This is a genomic window from Exiguobacterium sp. SL-9, assembly GCF_004336985.1.
Classification (GTDB): domain Bacteria; phylum Bacillota; class Bacilli; order Exiguobacteriales; family Exiguobacteriaceae; genus Exiguobacterium.
Genome location: NZ_SJUO01000007.1, coordinates 31,790 through 47,915 on the forward strand (window position 1 = coordinate 31,790; position 16,126 = coordinate 47,915).

Annotated in this window: 18 protein-coding genes; 15 read left to right on the forward strand and 3 right to left on the reverse strand. The window is 51.5% G+C overall.

The window, feature by feature from the left end; all coding sequences use genetic code 11:
- Positions 1-9 precede the first annotated feature (9 nt).
- The 15 genes from EVJ34_RS14365 to EVJ34_RS14435 all read left to right on the forward strand — a co-directional run bounded on the left by EVJ34_RS14365 (position 10) and on the right by EVJ34_RS14435 (position 14,263).
- The gene (locus tag EVJ34_RS14365; protein ID WP_131486084.1) at positions 10-2,373 is read left to right on the forward strand and encodes a VirD4-like conjugal transfer protein, CD1115 family; all 2,364 of its coding nucleotides are present in this window, start codon (positions 10-12) and stop codon (positions 2,371-2,373) included.
- 16 nt (positions 2,374-2,389) lie between these two features.
- A complete protein-coding gene (locus tag EVJ34_RS14370) occupies positions 2,390-2,632 on the forward strand; it encodes a hypothetical protein (protein WP_131486085.1) in 243 nt (80 codons plus the stop codon).
- 16 nt (positions 2,633-2,648) lie between these two features.
- Positions 2,649-3,056 (forward strand): hypothetical protein, encoded by a 408-nt coding sequence (locus EVJ34_RS14375; protein ID WP_131486086.1) that lies wholly within the window; start codon positions 2,649-2,651, stop codon positions 3,054-3,056.
- A 20-nt stretch (positions 3,057-3,076) separates the two neighbouring features.
- Positions 3,077-5,026, forward strand: coding sequence for a pLS20_p028 family conjugation system transmembrane protein (locus tag EVJ34_RS14380; RefSeq protein ID WP_368665993.1), 1,950 nt, complete (start codon positions 3,077-3,079; stop codon positions 5,024-5,026).
- Between the two features lie 6 nt (positions 5,027-5,032).
- Complete coding sequence (locus EVJ34_RS14385) at positions 5,033-5,332, forward strand: DUF5592 family protein (protein ID WP_131486088.1); 300 nt, start codon at positions 5,033-5,035, stop codon at positions 5,330-5,332.
- Between the two features lies 1 nt (position 5,333).
- Complete coding sequence (locus EVJ34_RS14390; protein ID WP_131486089.1) at positions 5,334-5,954, forward strand: hypothetical protein; 621 nt, start codon at positions 5,334-5,336, stop codon at positions 5,952-5,954.
- 17 nt (positions 5,955-5,971) lie between these two features.
- Entirely contained in the window at positions 5,972-7,924 is a 1,953-nt protein-coding gene (locus EVJ34_RS14395) for a VirB4 family type IV secretion system protein (RefSeq protein ID WP_131486090.1), read from the forward strand.
- On the forward strand, positions 7,924-9,030 hold the full coding sequence (locus tag EVJ34_RS14400) for a lysozyme family protein (protein ID WP_131486091.1): 1,107 nt from the start codon (positions 7,924-7,926) through the stop codon (positions 9,028-9,030). The genes EVJ34_RS14395 and EVJ34_RS14400 overlap by 1 nt, the downstream gene beginning before the upstream one ends.
- A 30-nt stretch (positions 9,031-9,060) precedes the next feature.
- A complete protein-coding gene (locus EVJ34_RS14405) occupies positions 9,061-9,639 on the forward strand; it encodes a hypothetical protein (RefSeq protein WP_131486092.1) in 579 nt (192 codons plus the stop codon).
- Positions 9,640-10,479, forward strand: coding sequence for a hypothetical protein (locus tag EVJ34_RS14410; RefSeq protein ID WP_131486093.1), 840 nt, complete (start codon positions 9,640-9,642; stop codon positions 10,477-10,479).
- Between the two features lie 192 nt (positions 10,480-10,671).
- Positions 10,672-10,923: a hypothetical protein gene (locus EVJ34_RS14415; protein ID WP_131486094.1), complete on the forward strand. Its 252-nt coding sequence runs from the start codon at positions 10,672-10,674 to the stop codon at positions 10,921-10,923.
- Positions 10,916-12,070, forward strand: a complete 1,155-nt coding sequence (gene mobP2 / locus EVJ34_RS14420) for a MobP2 family relaxase (protein WP_131486095.1) — start codon at positions 10,916-10,918, stop codon at positions 12,068-12,070. The genes EVJ34_RS14415 and mobP2 overlap by 8 nt, the downstream gene beginning before the upstream one ends.
- Positions 12,071-12,079: 9 nt before the next feature.
- A complete protein-coding gene (locus tag EVJ34_RS14425; RefSeq protein WP_131486096.1) occupies positions 12,080-12,529 on the forward strand; it encodes a hypothetical protein in 450 nt (149 codons plus the stop codon).
- A gap of 5 nt (positions 12,530-12,534) precedes the next feature.
- On the forward strand, positions 12,535-12,822 hold the full coding sequence (locus tag EVJ34_RS14430) for a hypothetical protein (protein ID WP_131486097.1): 288 nt from the start codon (positions 12,535-12,537) through the stop codon (positions 12,820-12,822).
- A gap of 4 nt (positions 12,823-12,826) precedes the next feature.
- A complete protein-coding gene (locus EVJ34_RS14435) occupies positions 12,827-14,263 on the forward strand; it encodes an ImmA/IrrE family metallo-endopeptidase (RefSeq protein ID WP_131486098.1) in 1,437 nt (478 codons plus the stop codon).
- Positions 14,264-14,379: 116 nt separating this feature from the next.
- Here the strand turns inward: EVJ34_RS14435 and EVJ34_RS14440 are convergent, their stop codons facing one another.
- The 3 genes from EVJ34_RS14440 to EVJ34_RS14450 form a co-directional block, all read right to left on the reverse strand.
- Complete coding sequence (locus tag EVJ34_RS14440; protein ID WP_236636723.1) at positions 14,380-15,000, reverse strand: Type 1 glutamine amidotransferase-like domain-containing protein; 621 nt, start codon at positions 14,998-15,000, stop codon at positions 14,380-14,382.
- Between the two features lie 101 nt (positions 15,001-15,101).
- Positions 15,102-15,287 carry a DUF3006 domain-containing protein gene (locus EVJ34_RS14445; RefSeq protein ID WP_131486099.1) on the reverse strand — a complete coding sequence of 62 codons (186 nt, stop codon included), beginning with the start codon at positions 15,285-15,287 and terminating at the stop codon, positions 15,102-15,104.
- Positions 15,288-15,359: 72 nt separating this feature from the next.
- Entirely contained in the window at positions 15,360-16,121 is a 762-nt protein-coding gene (locus EVJ34_RS14450) for a Nif3-like dinuclear metal center hexameric protein (RefSeq protein ID WP_131486100.1), read from the reverse strand.
- Positions 16,122-16,126 lie beyond the last annotated feature (5 nt).

The window sequence follows — 16,126 nt, forward strand, 5'->3', positions numbered from 1 at the left end:
GTGAAATAATTGAGAACTCAGTCTCTATCACCACGATTTTCGATACGCCTGATCTTCCCCGCCCTGTTCTGCCTGTTGGTGTTACCGGTCGGGATTTTTTATCTGCTGAACGGGGTCTACAACATCATTCGACAAATCATGACTCCAATCGTACACGACGGGCTGTTGGCCGGAGCGACGATTCCGACGCTCTCCCCCTCCATGTTCGTGGAGGTAAGTCTTCCCTCTACGGCCGTCTTGATAGGACTGATGGCGTTCAGTCTGTTCATCGGACTGATTGTCTTCGGCAAGGTATGGCTGAACTTTCGGGACCTGCGAAAGAACCAGAAAGGGAGTGCCCGCTTCACCTCGTTCGACGAACTGAAACAACAGTACCGCCGCGTACCGGACCGGAAGAAACGGTATGACGAATCAGGTGGTGTCCCCGTCGGACGTGTCAAAAACGAGCTGTTCATCGATGATTCGCCCGTCAACAACCTGGTCATCGGGACGACGCGGTCCGGTAAGGGTGAGACGTTCGTCTTCTCGACGATCGACCTGTACAGTCGGGCGCGTGACCAAGCGAGCCTAATCATCAACGACCCGAAAGGCGAACTCTTCGCCGCCTCGAAAGAGACGCTCGAGCAACGTGGCTATCAGGTCGAGGTGTTGAACCTGATGAACCCGCTCCAATCGATGTCGTACAACCTGTTGCAGCTGACGATTGACGCGTTTTTAGAAGAGAACTACTCGCTCGCCCAACAGTATGCGCGCTCGGTCGCCTTCATGTTGTACCATGACCCGAAGGCACGGGACCCGTTCTGGGCCAACTCGTCGATCGACCTGTGTACGGCGCTCATCCTCGGCCTCTGTGAGGAGGCGAAGGACACTCCGGAGAAGATCAACATGTACAACGTCGCCCTAATGCTCTCGGACCTCGGCTCTCGGACGATCGTGACGCGACAAGGGCAGGAAATCTCGGCACTCGACGAGTTCTTTCAGCGCTTTCCTGAGAATCACCCGGCCCGGCTCCAATTCGCGACGCTCCACTTCTCTGGTGGCCAGACACGGGCAAGTATCCTGGCTAACACGAATGCGAAGCTCGGCATCTTCACCTTGAACGGGACCGGAAAGCTGACGTCGATGAACTCGCTCGACATGCGACGCATCGGATTCAACCGCTGGATCAGCGGACGGAGCGAGCCTTTGACACGGCTCACGGTCAGATTCCCCGACGGGACGACCTATGCGCTCACGACGGACGACGACGGTAGCTTCATCCTATACCATACGTCAACACTCCAAATTGGGGACGTCGTTCAAATCTCAATCGACTCAAGCACTGCGACGATCCAGCTGGAAGCGCATGACGAGGAGAGTGGACGATTCCACTACGCAATTGACGGGACGATACAGATCCGTGAAGTGATGCACCAGCTCCTTCCCGTGGCGGTCTTCCTCATCGTCCCGGACTATGACCCGACATTCAACGTCATCGCGTCCCTATATATCAAACAGGTATACACGGCGCTCGCTCGTGTCGCCTCGCAGACGAAACAAGGTAAATGCGAGCGTCAGGTCGTCTTCCTTCTCGATGAGTTCGGCAACATGCCGCCAATCGAGGGTATGGCCAACATCATCACGGTCTGCCTCGGCCGCAACATGCGTTTCAATCTCGTCATCCAGGCCTACTCTCAACTCGAGAACCTATACGGGGAGGATTGGAAGACGATCGACGGCAACTGTGGGAACACGCACTATCTGTTGACCGCGGACGAATCGACCGCCGAACTGATCTCGAAGAAGCTTGGTGAGGCGACCATCGTCACTAAGTCCCGGTCCGGGCAGACGTTCTCACTCAAGAAATCGAAGACGGAGAATGTGGACGGTCGTCGGCTCATGACGGCGACTGAGGTCATGGGGTTAAAGGAAGGCGAGATGCTCATCATCCGTGTCATCAAGCGTCAGGACACGAAGAAACGGCGCATCCAGTCATATCCGATCTTCCTGAGCGGCAAGACAGCGATGAAGTACCGCTACGAATACCTGGCGGACGACTTTGACACGGACCGCTCCCTGCATGACATCGATATTCCCTGCCGTCACGCCGGTCTCGACTTCGAACAGATCCGTATCCGTTTCGCGAAGCATGAAGACGAAACGGAAATTAACACTCCATCGAATCAGGAAGAAAAGCCACTGACAGTACGTGACGTGCTGCAGGACAGCATCCTCCGCTCGATGTTCGAGGGACATGACATCGGTGGGATGTCCCTCCCTGAGTTCGAGACGAACCTGAACTTAGGAGTATACGACATCACCGACAGCCAGAAGAGCTTTCTGAGCACGATGATTGCGAAGCGACTCGAGAAACTGAAGCAAGGCACACCGTAGAGAGGAGGCCGAACCTATGGCCGAGAGTGCGAGAGAGAAGAGAATCCAGAACGAATTACGTGTCGTCGCGAGGATCATCGAGACGCAGCGAGTCCGCCTCGAACGGGGCGACGTGCTCAATATTCAGACGACCGATGGCTTTCTGACCGTCTATCAGGACGACACCTCAGACATCCCAAAAACTGTTACACTAATAGATAAGTTCGACTTCCGCGTCAATTTAAAAGTCGCGGATCTATTGAAGGGGAAAATCGTCTGACGGAGGGGTAAACGTTATGAGGAAAATCTTGATTGGTGTCCTACTCGGGAGTTCGTTACTTTTAGCATCGTGTGGTGCCAAAAGTTCGAATTATCTTTCTACGACTTCTGTTGAAGAAATTGCAGATATTAAAACTGAGCAAGAAAGTGCATACGTTCTTGTAGACAGCGATAGTCAAGGTAATGAAGGGGCTTACGTTGATACTGTGCGAGAAGTCGCCACGGAAAAAAAGAAAGACGTTCTCTTATTCAATCCATTTCAGCCTAATGGGGAAGATATTGAAGAACGTTCTACCCAAGAACATCCTGAACTTAAAGGTGGCAGATTGTACGAGATGACTGATGGTAAAATCAGTCGTGAATTAAATGTATCTGCCCTTACAGAAGATGAATTAAAAGATCAAGTCACTAACTTCATTAAATAGCCTTTGAATGGAGGGATTCCATGAGTGATAACGAAGTCGTAAATAAGCTACAAGAGTTCACTGATATCCTTAGTCTCAGTACACTGGTACTGGATGCCCTCCGCTCAATGGGTTGGATTTTAATACGTGGCTTAGCAGTATTGATTGATGGACTTGAAAAAGTGACTGACAGCATACTACTAACTAAAACATTTTTTAATAACTCTCAAGTGGTTGAATTCGTTTCTACGATTCAACCTTTTTTGTACGTTCTTTTAGCTGCTAGCTTCCTATTCACGGGTTATCTCATTATTTTTCAAAAGAAATTTGATCGAGAAGGATTTTTAATCAATCTGTTTATCACGTTGCTCATTCTCGGACTATTATCTCCAACGATGACGCAAGTAAGTGAATTCAGTGATACCGCGATTGATTTCACAGCTCAAAACTCTGACGAAAACTCTTCCAGTGAATCGATATCAAATCAGATTTTACGAGAAAACATTCATGATTTGATTGAATATGACCGAAATGATTTTTCTGATTTGGAAGGTGCGGCTTTAAACTCCTTACCTCAAAGTCATTTACGAAATATTGATATCAACGAGGTATTCGATAGTAATGAATTTCGCTTGGGAAGTACTGGCGAACAAATCTCTCAGTCCAAACTAACCTGGAATGGTGAAACGATGGGAAGCTCGAAACTCGACCAAGGTGGCGTCGAGTGGAACAACCAGTATTACTACCGCTATCAGCCGAATTGGTTGACCATTTTCGTCACGCTCGGGATCATGGGCTTTACGCTGTTCTCGATCGCCTACAAACTGGCGCGCCTGTCGTTCGAGCTCGCCTTCAACTATGTCTTGGCGATCCTCGTCGCACCGGCCGATCTGCACAGTGGTCAAAAGACGAAGAAGGTCATCCAGAGCATTCTGAATACGTTCCTCGTGATTATCCTGATCTTCGTCTCCATCAAGTTGTATACGATTGGGACTGCCTATCTTGCGGAGACGTTGGACGGGTTCGCCTATCTAATCGCCCTCATCGCTTTCTCAGTCGCGTTGATTGACGGACCGAACATGGTCGAGCGGCTGTTCGGGATCGATGCCGGGCTCAAACGGGGCTGGGGTGTCGCGCTCGGCGCCTATGCCGCGGGGAAAGGCGTGACCTCGGCCGGTGCCCATGCGGTTTCGAAGGTCGCGCGTTCCGCACAAGGCGCACCGAAAAAGCCATCGCTCCATGAAGCCGCGACGGCTCGGATGGATTCGAATGCTATACCGCAAAATGGCTCACCGCTTAATGCGGCGAGCCAAGCTCCACAAAGAGCGGATACAGAGAGGCAAACCGATCCAGATGGTATCGGTCAGACCGCCAGTCGCACGCAGACCGACCAAGAGAAACCGACAAATCCGAGGAACGATGTGCAACCAAACAACGGTCAAGAATCCGAGCTGGAAGCAGACGGTTCTCCACAAGTGAACGAAGCATCGGGCCGCCCATCTCCCGAATCAATCCATGCGACGAACCCTGACTCCAATGTCGAACGTGGACCCGACCATCAACCAACTTCATCGGAGACGCAAAGACCGGAATCGATTCACGACCATTCAAGCTCTGTTCATTCTCCAGTCCCTGCTTCGTCGACAATCGAATCGGCCACTGAATCCGCCGATACCACATCCGGACCAGGTCATCGTCACGACGAATCGGTAACCAGAAACGACGTGACGACACCTCATGAGGCACCACATTCAAACGATTCATCGTCGTCTTCGTCGTCTGCGACAGATTCGAGTGATACAGCAACAGAGAAACGCCAAGGACACGCCCGCCGGACCATCCATCAAGACACCGTGCTCGACATCGAGACCGAGGTCATAGAACAGGTGCGCGAGAGCCAGACGCACCGTCATACTCAGAACCATGAGGAGTCGCGACGGATCTATCCGACCTCGTCGCCGCGACCTGACCAAACTAAGAAAAAGGAGTGATGACCCATGAGCAAATACCGGATCCCGAACGAGGTCACGACCGAACTGAAGATCAACAAGATGCTCTATCTGCATGACTTCCTGTTCCTTGTCGGGCTCATCGTGCTGCGGCTCGTGACACTCCCGTTCATCCCTTCGGTGCTGCACATCCCGTTCACGGTCTTTCTCGTCATCTTCGGACTGTTCATGGTGCTCCGGCCGGCGACAAACCCACAGAAGCGGATGGTCCACGCGCTCTATTACGCGCTCATCAAACGGAAAGACACCTATCTTGCGCTCGACGCGCACACGAAAGGACGTGATTGAGATGGCTTTCATCGAGGAGTCGCTACAGGGTCCGAGACGCACGGGCACCTGGCTCGACGAACAGGACGTGGTCGAGAAACGGAAGGTCAAAGACAAGGTCGTCGTCAAACCGACGGTCGCCGAACTGATGCCGGTCGTCGACATCACCGGTACCGAGTCGTTCGAGATGCGCGACGGGACCTATCTCGACATGGTCCAGCTCACCTCGAAAGACATCTACTCCTTGAACGAGGAGGAAAAGGACCATGACGTGTTCTCACTCGCCTATCTCCTGCAGGCGTATACGCACCCGCTCAAAGTCGTACCGTTGAACACGCCACTCAGTCTCGATCGGCAGAAGATCAGCATCGAACGACAGATTCGACAAAATCAGACACCGGCCTACCTGCCCTTCTTACTAAAGAAGAAGCAGGAGCTCGAATACCTCGAGGAGCATCGCACCAATCGCGATTATCTCCTCTTTTTTTATGCCGAAGACGAGCGGACGCTACGGGAACGCAAGACACACCTCTATAAACTGCTCCGACGCTCGAACCCGATGCGCGAGCTGACGCTCGACCAGAAGGTCCATGTGCTCTACCAACTGAACAACCCGAACACGAAACCGCAACTCGACGCCTGAAGAAAGGAGTGACGCGCATGTGGCAGCGCCTACGTGCCAAGTTATCCAAACAACAGGACCCGGAGACCGTCAAGATCGAGAAAGGCTATAACCCCGACGTCATCGCCAAGATCCAGCCACAGGGTGGCATTAAGTTCGACGCCAACTTCGTCCGGCTCGGGGACGGCTACCTGTCCTGTCTCCATGTCTATAAATATCAGTCGCTCGTCTATGACTACTGGCTCGAACCGATTCTGAACATGCCGGGCGTCCTGACGACGCTCGACATCGGGACAGCCGACAAGCGTGAAATCATCCAGACCATCAACAAGTCGATGGCCGAACAGAACACACGCTTCGAGAACGCGAAAGACAATATCGACCGCATCGATGCTCGGGAGACGTATAAGGAGTTGAATGAGCTCTACGAACAGATCACCCAAGGCGAGACGATGAAATATCTGCATCTGCGCCTCTATGTGAAAGCGAAGACGCTCGATGCGCTCGAGGTGAAGGTGCAGGAAGTGATGGAAGAACTCGAGGCCCGGAATTTCCGCTCGACGATCTTCCTGAACGAACAGGAATGGGAGTGGCAGAGCTTGTTCACAAGCTATGACCAACAACAGAGACTGCCGAACCGGCGCTGTGGGAAAGAGATCCCTTCCCTCTCCATCGCCGGCGGCTATCCGTTCCACTTCACGTCGCTACAGGACGCGACCGGCACGTATTACGGGACGACCGACACGAACGGTAGCGTCATCTTTGACCTGTTCCATAAGGACAAACAGCGCAAGTTCTATAACGCGCTCATGATTGGCAAGATGGGGTCCGGGAAATCGACGCTCCTCAAGAAGACGGTGCTCGACCAGGCGATCAAGGGCAACAAGATCCGCATCCTCGACGTCACGGGCGAGTTCTCCGACCTCGTGCGCCAGCTCGGCGGGAAAGAGATCGCGCTCGACGGGTCGGCCGGGCTCATCAACCCGCTCCATGTCTATAAGACGGTGACGAACAACGACGGCAGCGCCAACGAGGCGCTCTCGTTCATGCAGCACCTCTCAAAGATGGCGGTGTTCTATCACTACATCAACCCGGCAGCGACGCAGGAAGAGACGAACGAGTTCGAGATCCTGCTCCGTGACCTGTACGTCCGGCACGGACTTTGGGACGAACAGGGTGAGCTGCCGATCACGACGCACCCGGCGAACCGGTACCCGACGTTCTCCGACTTCCTGTATCTCGTACGTCGTGAGCTCTACACGGACGACACGCGCACCTCGATCAAGGAAGCAATCAGCCCGAATCGGGTCCGGCGTCTCGAGAACATCGAGCTCGCCGTCACGAACCTCGTCCATAACTATGGCAACATCTTCGACGGGCACTCCTCGATCGATCGGTTCGACGAGGAGCTCATCGTCTCGTTCCCGCTCCGGAACCTGACGAGCCTGCGGGACGAGGTGTTCCAGGCGCAAGTGTTCTCGCTGATGAACATGCTGTGGGACGGGATGATCGCCAACGGTTCGAGTCAACTGAAGGCTTATAACCAGGGTGTGCTCCGGACCGAGGAAGCGTGCAAGTACCTCATCGTCATCGATGAGGCGCATCACTTGATCAACACGCGCGACATCGCGCAACCGGCCATCCTGTATCTGCAACGCTGTATGCGTGAGGCGCGCAAGTATTTCGGTGGCATCTTCTTCGTGTCGCATCTGATCACCGATTTCGTGCCGGCCGGGTCAAAGTCCGAGAACGCCGAGAACGTCAAGTCACTCTTCCAATTGACGCAATACAAGATCATCGGCGAACAGGACGCGGAGAGCATCCCGATCATCCAGACGGTGTTCGATGGACAGCTCTCGAACTCCGAGATGCGCATCATCCCTTCGCTCGAGACGGGGCGTGTCGTCCTCAGTATCTCGGGCGTGCAGAACCTCATCTTTGACGTCGATGTCGCGCCCGAGGAGCTCGCCCTGTTCGGTGGAGGTGCCTGATGTGGGCGGCCGCGAAACGGACGGCCCGCTTCGCCGTCACGGCGAAATGGCAGCTCGCGACGCTCAAGTGGCGACTCATCCTACTCGGCATCGCGGCACTCGTCTTGTTCCTGGTCATCCTCATAGTCGGAATCCTCGACACGCTCACAGGTGTCCAGAACGAACAACCGACCGACGTCACATTCGACACAACAGGCGGTCTCCAGGTAAGTGACCAGGTACTCCAATATCGGGGCTTGGTAGAAAGTGAACTGACGAAGCACGGGCTGGCCGAACAGACGAACCTCGTGCTCGCGCTCATGATGCAGGAGAGCGGCGGACGCGGGAACGACCCGATGCAGGCGAGCGAATCGAAGTGTGGACGCATCGGATGTATCACCTCCCCCGAGGAGAGCATCGTCTACGGCGTCGAGCATTTCGCTTCCGTCTTCGAACGGGCGAACCGTGATGTGCAACTCACGTTACAGAGTTACAACTTCGGCGGCGGCTTTATCGATTATGTCCAGGAGAACAGCGGCCGTTACTCGAAAGAGCTCGCCATCTCGTTCTCCCAGATGATGTATCAGCGCGTGAAACACACCGGCATCTATCGCTGTCATCGTCCGAGTGCGGTCCAGCACGGTGCCTGTTACGGCGACATCGAGTATGTCGACGCGGTGTTGAAATACCTTGCGCCGGTCGCCGTCGCCGATGGGGTCATCACGAAAGAACTGTTGTCGGGACTACGTTCCCCGCTCGCCATCCCGCTCAACGTGACATCGCGTTTCGGATGGCGCGTCATCTTCGGACAACGGGACAACCACACCGGGATCGACTTCAGTTGCACGCCATCCGACACGATCCACGCGGTCAAGAGCGGCACCGTCATCTATAGCGGGAACCGCGGACCGTACGGAAATCTCGTCCAGGTTCGACACGACAATTACATCACGGCGTACGCGCACCTGAGTCGTCTCGGCGTCCAGACCGGGCAACAGATCGACGCCGGGCAGGCGCTCGGATACTGCGGCACGACCGGCCGATCGAGCGGGAACCATCTGCATTTTGAGATCAAGACGAGTGAATGGTCAGGCCATATCGACCCCGCCCCGGTCTTCGGATTTTGAGTCATGGATGTATGGAAAGGAGGAGGGAAAATGAACTTCACCGGACGTCACCTTGCGTATCTGTTTGGGATACTGCTTCTCATTTCACTCGCGGCGAACATCTTTTTTTATCAACGCGCGGCACCAGCGGCAAATCCCTCGAACACGAGTGAGACACAAAACGAGAGAACCGTTCCCTCTAAGTCAGTGACTTCCGAAGATACGCCGTCAGACACTGAACCCGTTGTCGCATCGTCGGACACTGAACAAATGGAGGAGCTGACGACACGCGCGATGCGTTTCGTCGAGTACGCCTTCACCATCACGAAGGACAGTTACACGACCCAAAAACGACAGGCGAAAGATGTCATGTCGGAGGACCTCACGGCCACGCTCTTCGCCGCGAACGGCAGTGACGTCGGCACGTTCGAGACGACCGTCCGCGATATCGAGGTGTTCCCTTCTGTCTCCGGAGAAGATTGTCTCGTGCGGTTCGAACAAGACCTGTTGATCACCGAGACGGGTTATGAAGAGACGACGCAAGAACTGTTGGCTTTGACGTTTGAGTCCATCGACGGGCGTTTGGTCGTCACAGAGATGGAAGACCTGACACCGAAAGGAGGGATTTAGATGCGTCGGCAAACGCGACGACGCCTCACCCAGAACGTCTCCCGATTCTACCTCGGACTCGGCGTATTCTTTGTCATCGGTTTCCTCTTCTTTGGCACCTCGTCGTTCTTTTTCGCCGACGAGGCACCGGTCAATGAGACGCCAATCAACGAGGCGATCCGGCTCTCGAACGGGGAGGTCGTGACGCTCCATGCCTGGAATTATGACATGGATAAACGGACGATGCGTGTCCGCCTCTCACTCGATGAGACACCAGGTAACACGAATAATCATCTCTATCGCTATGTCTATAAGGCGCGTCCGGATTCTGAGAAGGAAGTCACGTTGCTGTATGAACGGAACGACCAATACGTGCTCGAATTGAAGGACGTGCCGAACGATTTCGACCAACTCGCCGTCCGGATCTATGGGGTCGACGACTCACAATCAATCGATGAACTCACACCCGAGGAATGGGAGAACGGTCTATTGACGTCACTCTATGCCGACCGTCGGACCATCGAACAGGCGAACCACAGTTCATCTGACGAGACATACTTCACGAAACTATTCATTGAGGACGCGCTCACAGAGACCGAGAGACAGTTGGAAAAATCGCAGCAGTCAGTCGAAGCGCAACGGCAACAGATCAAGCGGCTCGACCGTGACAAAGAGGAACTTGAAAGCGAACTCCCCTACCTCTCGCTCGACGAACAGGTCGAACAGGAGAACCAGATTTTCGACCTCGGCCGGAAGCATGACGAGCTCACACTGGAACTCGAGAAGCTCGAACAGTCGGTCACAGCGCTCGAAGAAAAGTACGACAAGTTGCGCGTCCGGCTCCGGGAACTGTCGATTTAAGTGGCACATTTCGTGCCAAATCGCTGGTTTTACTGGCACATTTCGTGCCGTTTTCGGACTTTTGGTGATATCACGGAAACCCCAGGCTCTGCCTGGGCTATCACGACAAGTGATAGCAGTTTCCCCTTATGCTCTTTGAACGAACTTTTAGGACCTCGGCAATATACAACCTCTAGAAAGGTGGTCAGGCAGATGGACCTGTTACTCCGCGACATCGACCCCGTCATCGTGAAGCAAATCGATGAATGGGCGAAGGAACACAAACGCTCACGGCAACAATATTTGAAAGAACTGCTCGCCTCCTGGTGCACGAACGGCATCCAATCGACGCAAATCGAGCGCCTCGAACGACAGCTCGAGGCGAACACGCTCCACCTGAAACGGAGCGCGGACGAACTCGCCGAAGTGACTCGGTTGTTGAATGAGGTGATGCAGGATGCGTGAGACGCCAGGCGTCGTCATCAAGTCGAAGTTCAAGGTACCGGGCACGAAAAAGAAGTCACGTCGCTACACGACGTACCTCGATTACATCAATCGACCGGACGCCAAAGACAGCCGCGAACAGTTTGAGACGTACCATGATTATATGGAGGACGAGATGAAATCGAGCGGTCTGTTCACACGTGAGGACGACCGGTTGGACGACCAAAAGCGTCGCGCCGTCCGCGACATCTTCAAGAACGCGCAAGAGAACGGGAGCATCCTTTGGCAAGACGTCATCTCGTTCGATAACGCCTGGCTACGAGAGACCGGTGTGCTTCATGACGACCTCGTCGACGAGAAACGGCTGATTCAGGCGACACGGAACGCGATCGATTCAATGCTTCAAAAAGAGAAGATGGTCCACGCCTACTGGACCGGTGCCGTGCATTACAACACCGACAATATCCACGTGCATGTCGCCATCGTCGAGACGAGCCACATGCGCGAGCGAGGCAAACGAAAACCAAAATCGATCGAGCTGATGAAGTCGAAAGTCATCTATTCCCTCGCCGACCGGACGAAAGAACAGGAGAAACTGAACGCTTTCATCCGCGACGAGTTGGTCGCGCATAAACGGAACCGGAGGATCCCAACGCTCCCGAACCGTGTCCAGCATCCCGAGCTCGTCCGTCAGTTCAAGGACATCTATGAGCGGTTGCCGGAAGACAAACGACAGTGGCGCTACAATATGAACGGGATGCAGCCGCTCCGTGAGTCGCTCGACCGTCTGACCGACCGCTACATCGACATTCACTTCAAATCAGAGTTCCAAGCCTTCAACGAGCGACTTGAACAGGAGGTGTCGTTCCATCGTCGCAGCTACGGCGACACGGAGAAGGCCGAGCGGTACCGGACGACGAAACGACAGGACCTCTACACCCGGATGGGGAATGCCATCCTCTCCGAGATGCGCGACTTGTCAAAAGAACAAACGATAGTTGAGAAAAATGGAGCCCCAAAACATCCGGTCAGACGCGCATTCAACCAACAAAAGATATTCAACGAATCACTCTACCGGATCGAGCGGCATATGAACGACGAATTAGAACACTTGAAGAACCAACGCGCTTTCGAACAGTTGGAACGGGACATCGAATATGGAAAGTGAGGGAGGACGATGGAAGAGTTGAGACAGATCCGTCTCCGATTGAAGCCGGAGACGGTCGCATATTTAGAAGAGTTCGCCGACGACAAACGCTTCGGCCACCTCGGTCAGGTCATCGACCATATCGCAGACGAGCATAAACAACTGGCCGACGAGAAGTGGGACATGCAGTTCCTCACCCGCTCGATCAGCACGCAGGTCTCTCATCATATCGAGGAGTTGATGATCGAGCAGGTGTCGTCGGAACTCGAGCGGATCCGGCTCGCCGCGAACCGTTCCGACCGCCACGGGCAAATCTTGACTGAGCTCCTGCAGGCACTCATGCAGACAGAGGGCATCGAGGACATCATGACGACCGACCAATTCAAGCCGACGTTCCTCGCGACGGCGGAACGTGTCGTCCAAGGACGTATCGAACACCAAAAACAGAAGAAGGACACACTAACTTTTGAGAGAGGATGAATCCTATGCGACCACTTGACCGTCCCTTCACGATGGGACAATTTTTGACGCTTCAACCCGATACCGTCACGGTCCTCATCTATGGAAAACGGTACGATATCCCGGTGTCCGTTTCCGAGCATCAACTTTTGACTGCCATCGCGCAAGACGAGATTATCTTGCTTCCCGTCAATTTCGAGCGGACACGGCTGTTACTCGGCATCCCGGAAACGTCGCCACAACTCGAACGTGAAATGAACGAATTTGCGGATAGTGATGAATCTGTCACCGACTTGTTGAAGGAAGGAGTCTGACACGATGGCCAACATCAAGACGAACGAAGAACGGAAAGCCGAGCTCGAAGCATTGACCGAACAGATGGGACAACAGATCGACAGCTTCTTTGAGAGTCCAGAGAAAATCCGGGAACATCTGCAGTTCCTCGGCAAGTTCCATCAATACTCGATGCGGAACGCGGTCTTGATCGAGTCACAGTTCCCTGGCGCGATCGCGGTCGGTTCTTATCCGTTCTGGGAGAAGCAAGGCGCGCAGGTCCAAAAAGGTGAGCGTGGCATCAAGGTGTTCGTCCCGAACCCGGTGACGTACGCCTTACACAAAGATGAATGGGTACCGCTCAGCAAGGCACCGAAGCCAGTCAAAGACGCCGTGAAACAAGGACGCATTCCGTCACGCAAGATGATGTACTTCAAAATCGGTCACGTCTTCGAATACACGCAGACCGACGCACGCGAGAAAGGAATCGAGGTCTCGGACATCTTCAAACGGTATCATCGGGACGGCGGGCTCGAGAACGAACAAGACATCCGTGACGCCTTGACAACGCTCGCGGATGCCCGGAATGTGACGCTATTGGAGGAACCGCTCGACGAGATCGGGACGGCGAAGGGCTGTTATTACCCAGAGCTACATGCGATCGCCTTGAACCCGCGGAACACATCGATCGAGGACATCAGCGTCCTGATCCACGAGCTCGCCCACGCGGAGCTGCACAACCAGGAGCGGAACTTCGAACAAGACCAACCGCTCACCGCACCCGAGAAAGAGTTCCAAGCCGAGATGGTCGCCTATGTCGTCTCGCATCAGCTCGGTTTCCCGACGGACGACTTCTCACTTTCTTACCTGGCCGGTTGGACGAAAGACAAGGAACTCCTCGACAAGGAAAAGTTGTTGCAGGAGGTCCACCAGACATCCGCGACTTTCCTCAACCATATCGAGTCACACCTAGAAAACGTACACACCTTACAACAGGAGAAAGAACGGAGCCCTCTCGATTACCTTGAACAGCTGGAGCGGCGCATGGGATGGAAAGACGCTGACCTCAGTCTTTATGAACGGGTGCATGCCGTACAGAGTCTGTTCCCCGAGGAGGTGGAGCCTTATCTGAACACAAAAGCGGCCCTCGAGACGAACCTGAAGGTGGATCGTGTCGATGAGCCGCTCATGTATATTCACGATAAAGGATTCGGGTTCCAATCATTCGGTGTCGCCAACAATCATGACTTTGCTGAAGAAACACTTGTCGCCTACACAATCGCCTTACCGAATCAGCCATTGATTAGTGGTCACTTCGACCCTGAAAGAACTGTGCATCCATTACACGACCTTGGAAAAAACAAACGGTTAGAAATACCGATTCTAAAGTCTCTTGAAGACCGTTGGCATGAAGTGCTACTTGATGAAGAAAAAAAGTCTCTTTCAAGGACAGCCATTTTAAATACTGAACGATTAATTTAATGCCCTAAAGCTCATTTGAAAAGCCGTAATTTCATAGATGAATTATCAATGAATTACGGCTGATATTTAAATTTTTCTAGATACATCAAGTTAATTAAGTGATTGAAGTCAATAACCTATTTTTGTACGGTGACATAACCATCTTCTTTAAGTCTTGTAACTTCACAATTTTCGCGAGCTTCAAATTCTTTCAGTCTATCTTCGATAGTCTTGTTTGTACTGTTCTTGAATAAATCTTCTCTGTCGTAGTGAGGGAAAACAAGTTTATCCGTTAATCCTAATGCTGAATAATCCTGAGTATTTAGTTTATCCATCTGTGGAGTAAAAAAATTCACTATTTCAATGTTAGGTCCAAGTAGAATGGCACCAGCACTAACCCCTACAACAACTATATTTTTTGAGATTAATTGTCTAAGGATGTTATCTGCTCCACTATTTTTAAAATGGAATAACAAATTAAATGGATTTCCACCACCAATGTATATGACATCTTGCTGTATAAGACATTCAGGACTCTCGAATTCTAAATCAATGAAATCAATATTTTGAAACCCCATTTGTTTAAAATCTTCTTTTGCCTTTTGAGCATATTTATTATTTTCTTTATGTGGTGAGGCTGTTGTGATAATAGCAACATTCAATTCGTAAACTTCATCACCTACGAGATTTAAAAAGTGTCCTTTTATAGAGTCAGTGTAAAAGCCATTAGAAGTTAATAGCAATTTCAAAATATTCAACCCCATTCTCTTCTCACTTCAATTCTTGAAATTTCCTTATTTCAAAAAAAAAGGCTATATGTTTTTATTAAAATCATATTTTCTAACAACCACCTTCATATTCAATCTTCCCAAAGCTCATCCATCAACTCATCGATTTCATCAGATAGTCGTTCCCGTTCCTTGGCGTCCACTTCAACTTTCCCATCTTCATAAAACCAAAGTACGTCACCAGGTTGAACCGACTCAGGGAGTCTCGACTTTGGAATATCCTTCAACAGATTTGAAAAGCCGATTTTGAAATCCATGGAAGGTCATTGATGCTATGTTCTAATTAATTAAAAGGATAATTTATTTCGGAATGGATTTTCTATAATCGATTAATGATTTAATTCAAAGTGGGCTTCCTTCAGTTCTGTTGCAATGATACCCGGATGTAATTCTACTATTTTCTGCACTAGCGTTTCTACCCCATAGAGTTCTGTAAAAGTGTGACTTCCCACTAATAAATTAATTCCTACGAATTCTGCATACTGAATCGAGTATAAAGTAGCTTCTCCTGTTATATACGTATCGCAACCCTCATCAACTGCTTTTTGGATAATTGACGAAGAATGGCCAGCTCCTGTTAAAACCCCAATTCGTTGGACTTTTTTATTATTGTTTTTCCATGCCCGTACTGGTTCATTTAATTTAATGCACATTTGTTCTCTAAAGTGATCAAAATCAAGCGGATTGCTATACTCTCCAATACCAGGCAATTCCCCATCTTCTCTATCGTATGAAGAATATTTTGTGATTTTATCAACTTCTAATACTCTCATTAAAGATGTGCAGGTTCCGAATTCAACAAAATCTAAAGGAGAATGAATCCAAAAGTGACTGATGTTATGTCCTTGCATCTTCTTTACACATTCTTCTCTTAAACCGTAAAGAAAATCCCAAGCATCATGATGGGTAACAATTAAATCAATCCCAAGTTGACTTGCTTGTTCGATAGTTTCAAGCGAAAGGTTAGTTGCATAGCCGATTTTGTTAATGTTGTCATTTGAAGTGTTAGTAAAACCATAGTCGTCATGCTCTTCTAATAATTTCGAGCTGAAAAGTTTTTTTATCGTTTTCTCAAACTCATGTAAATTCATACTAT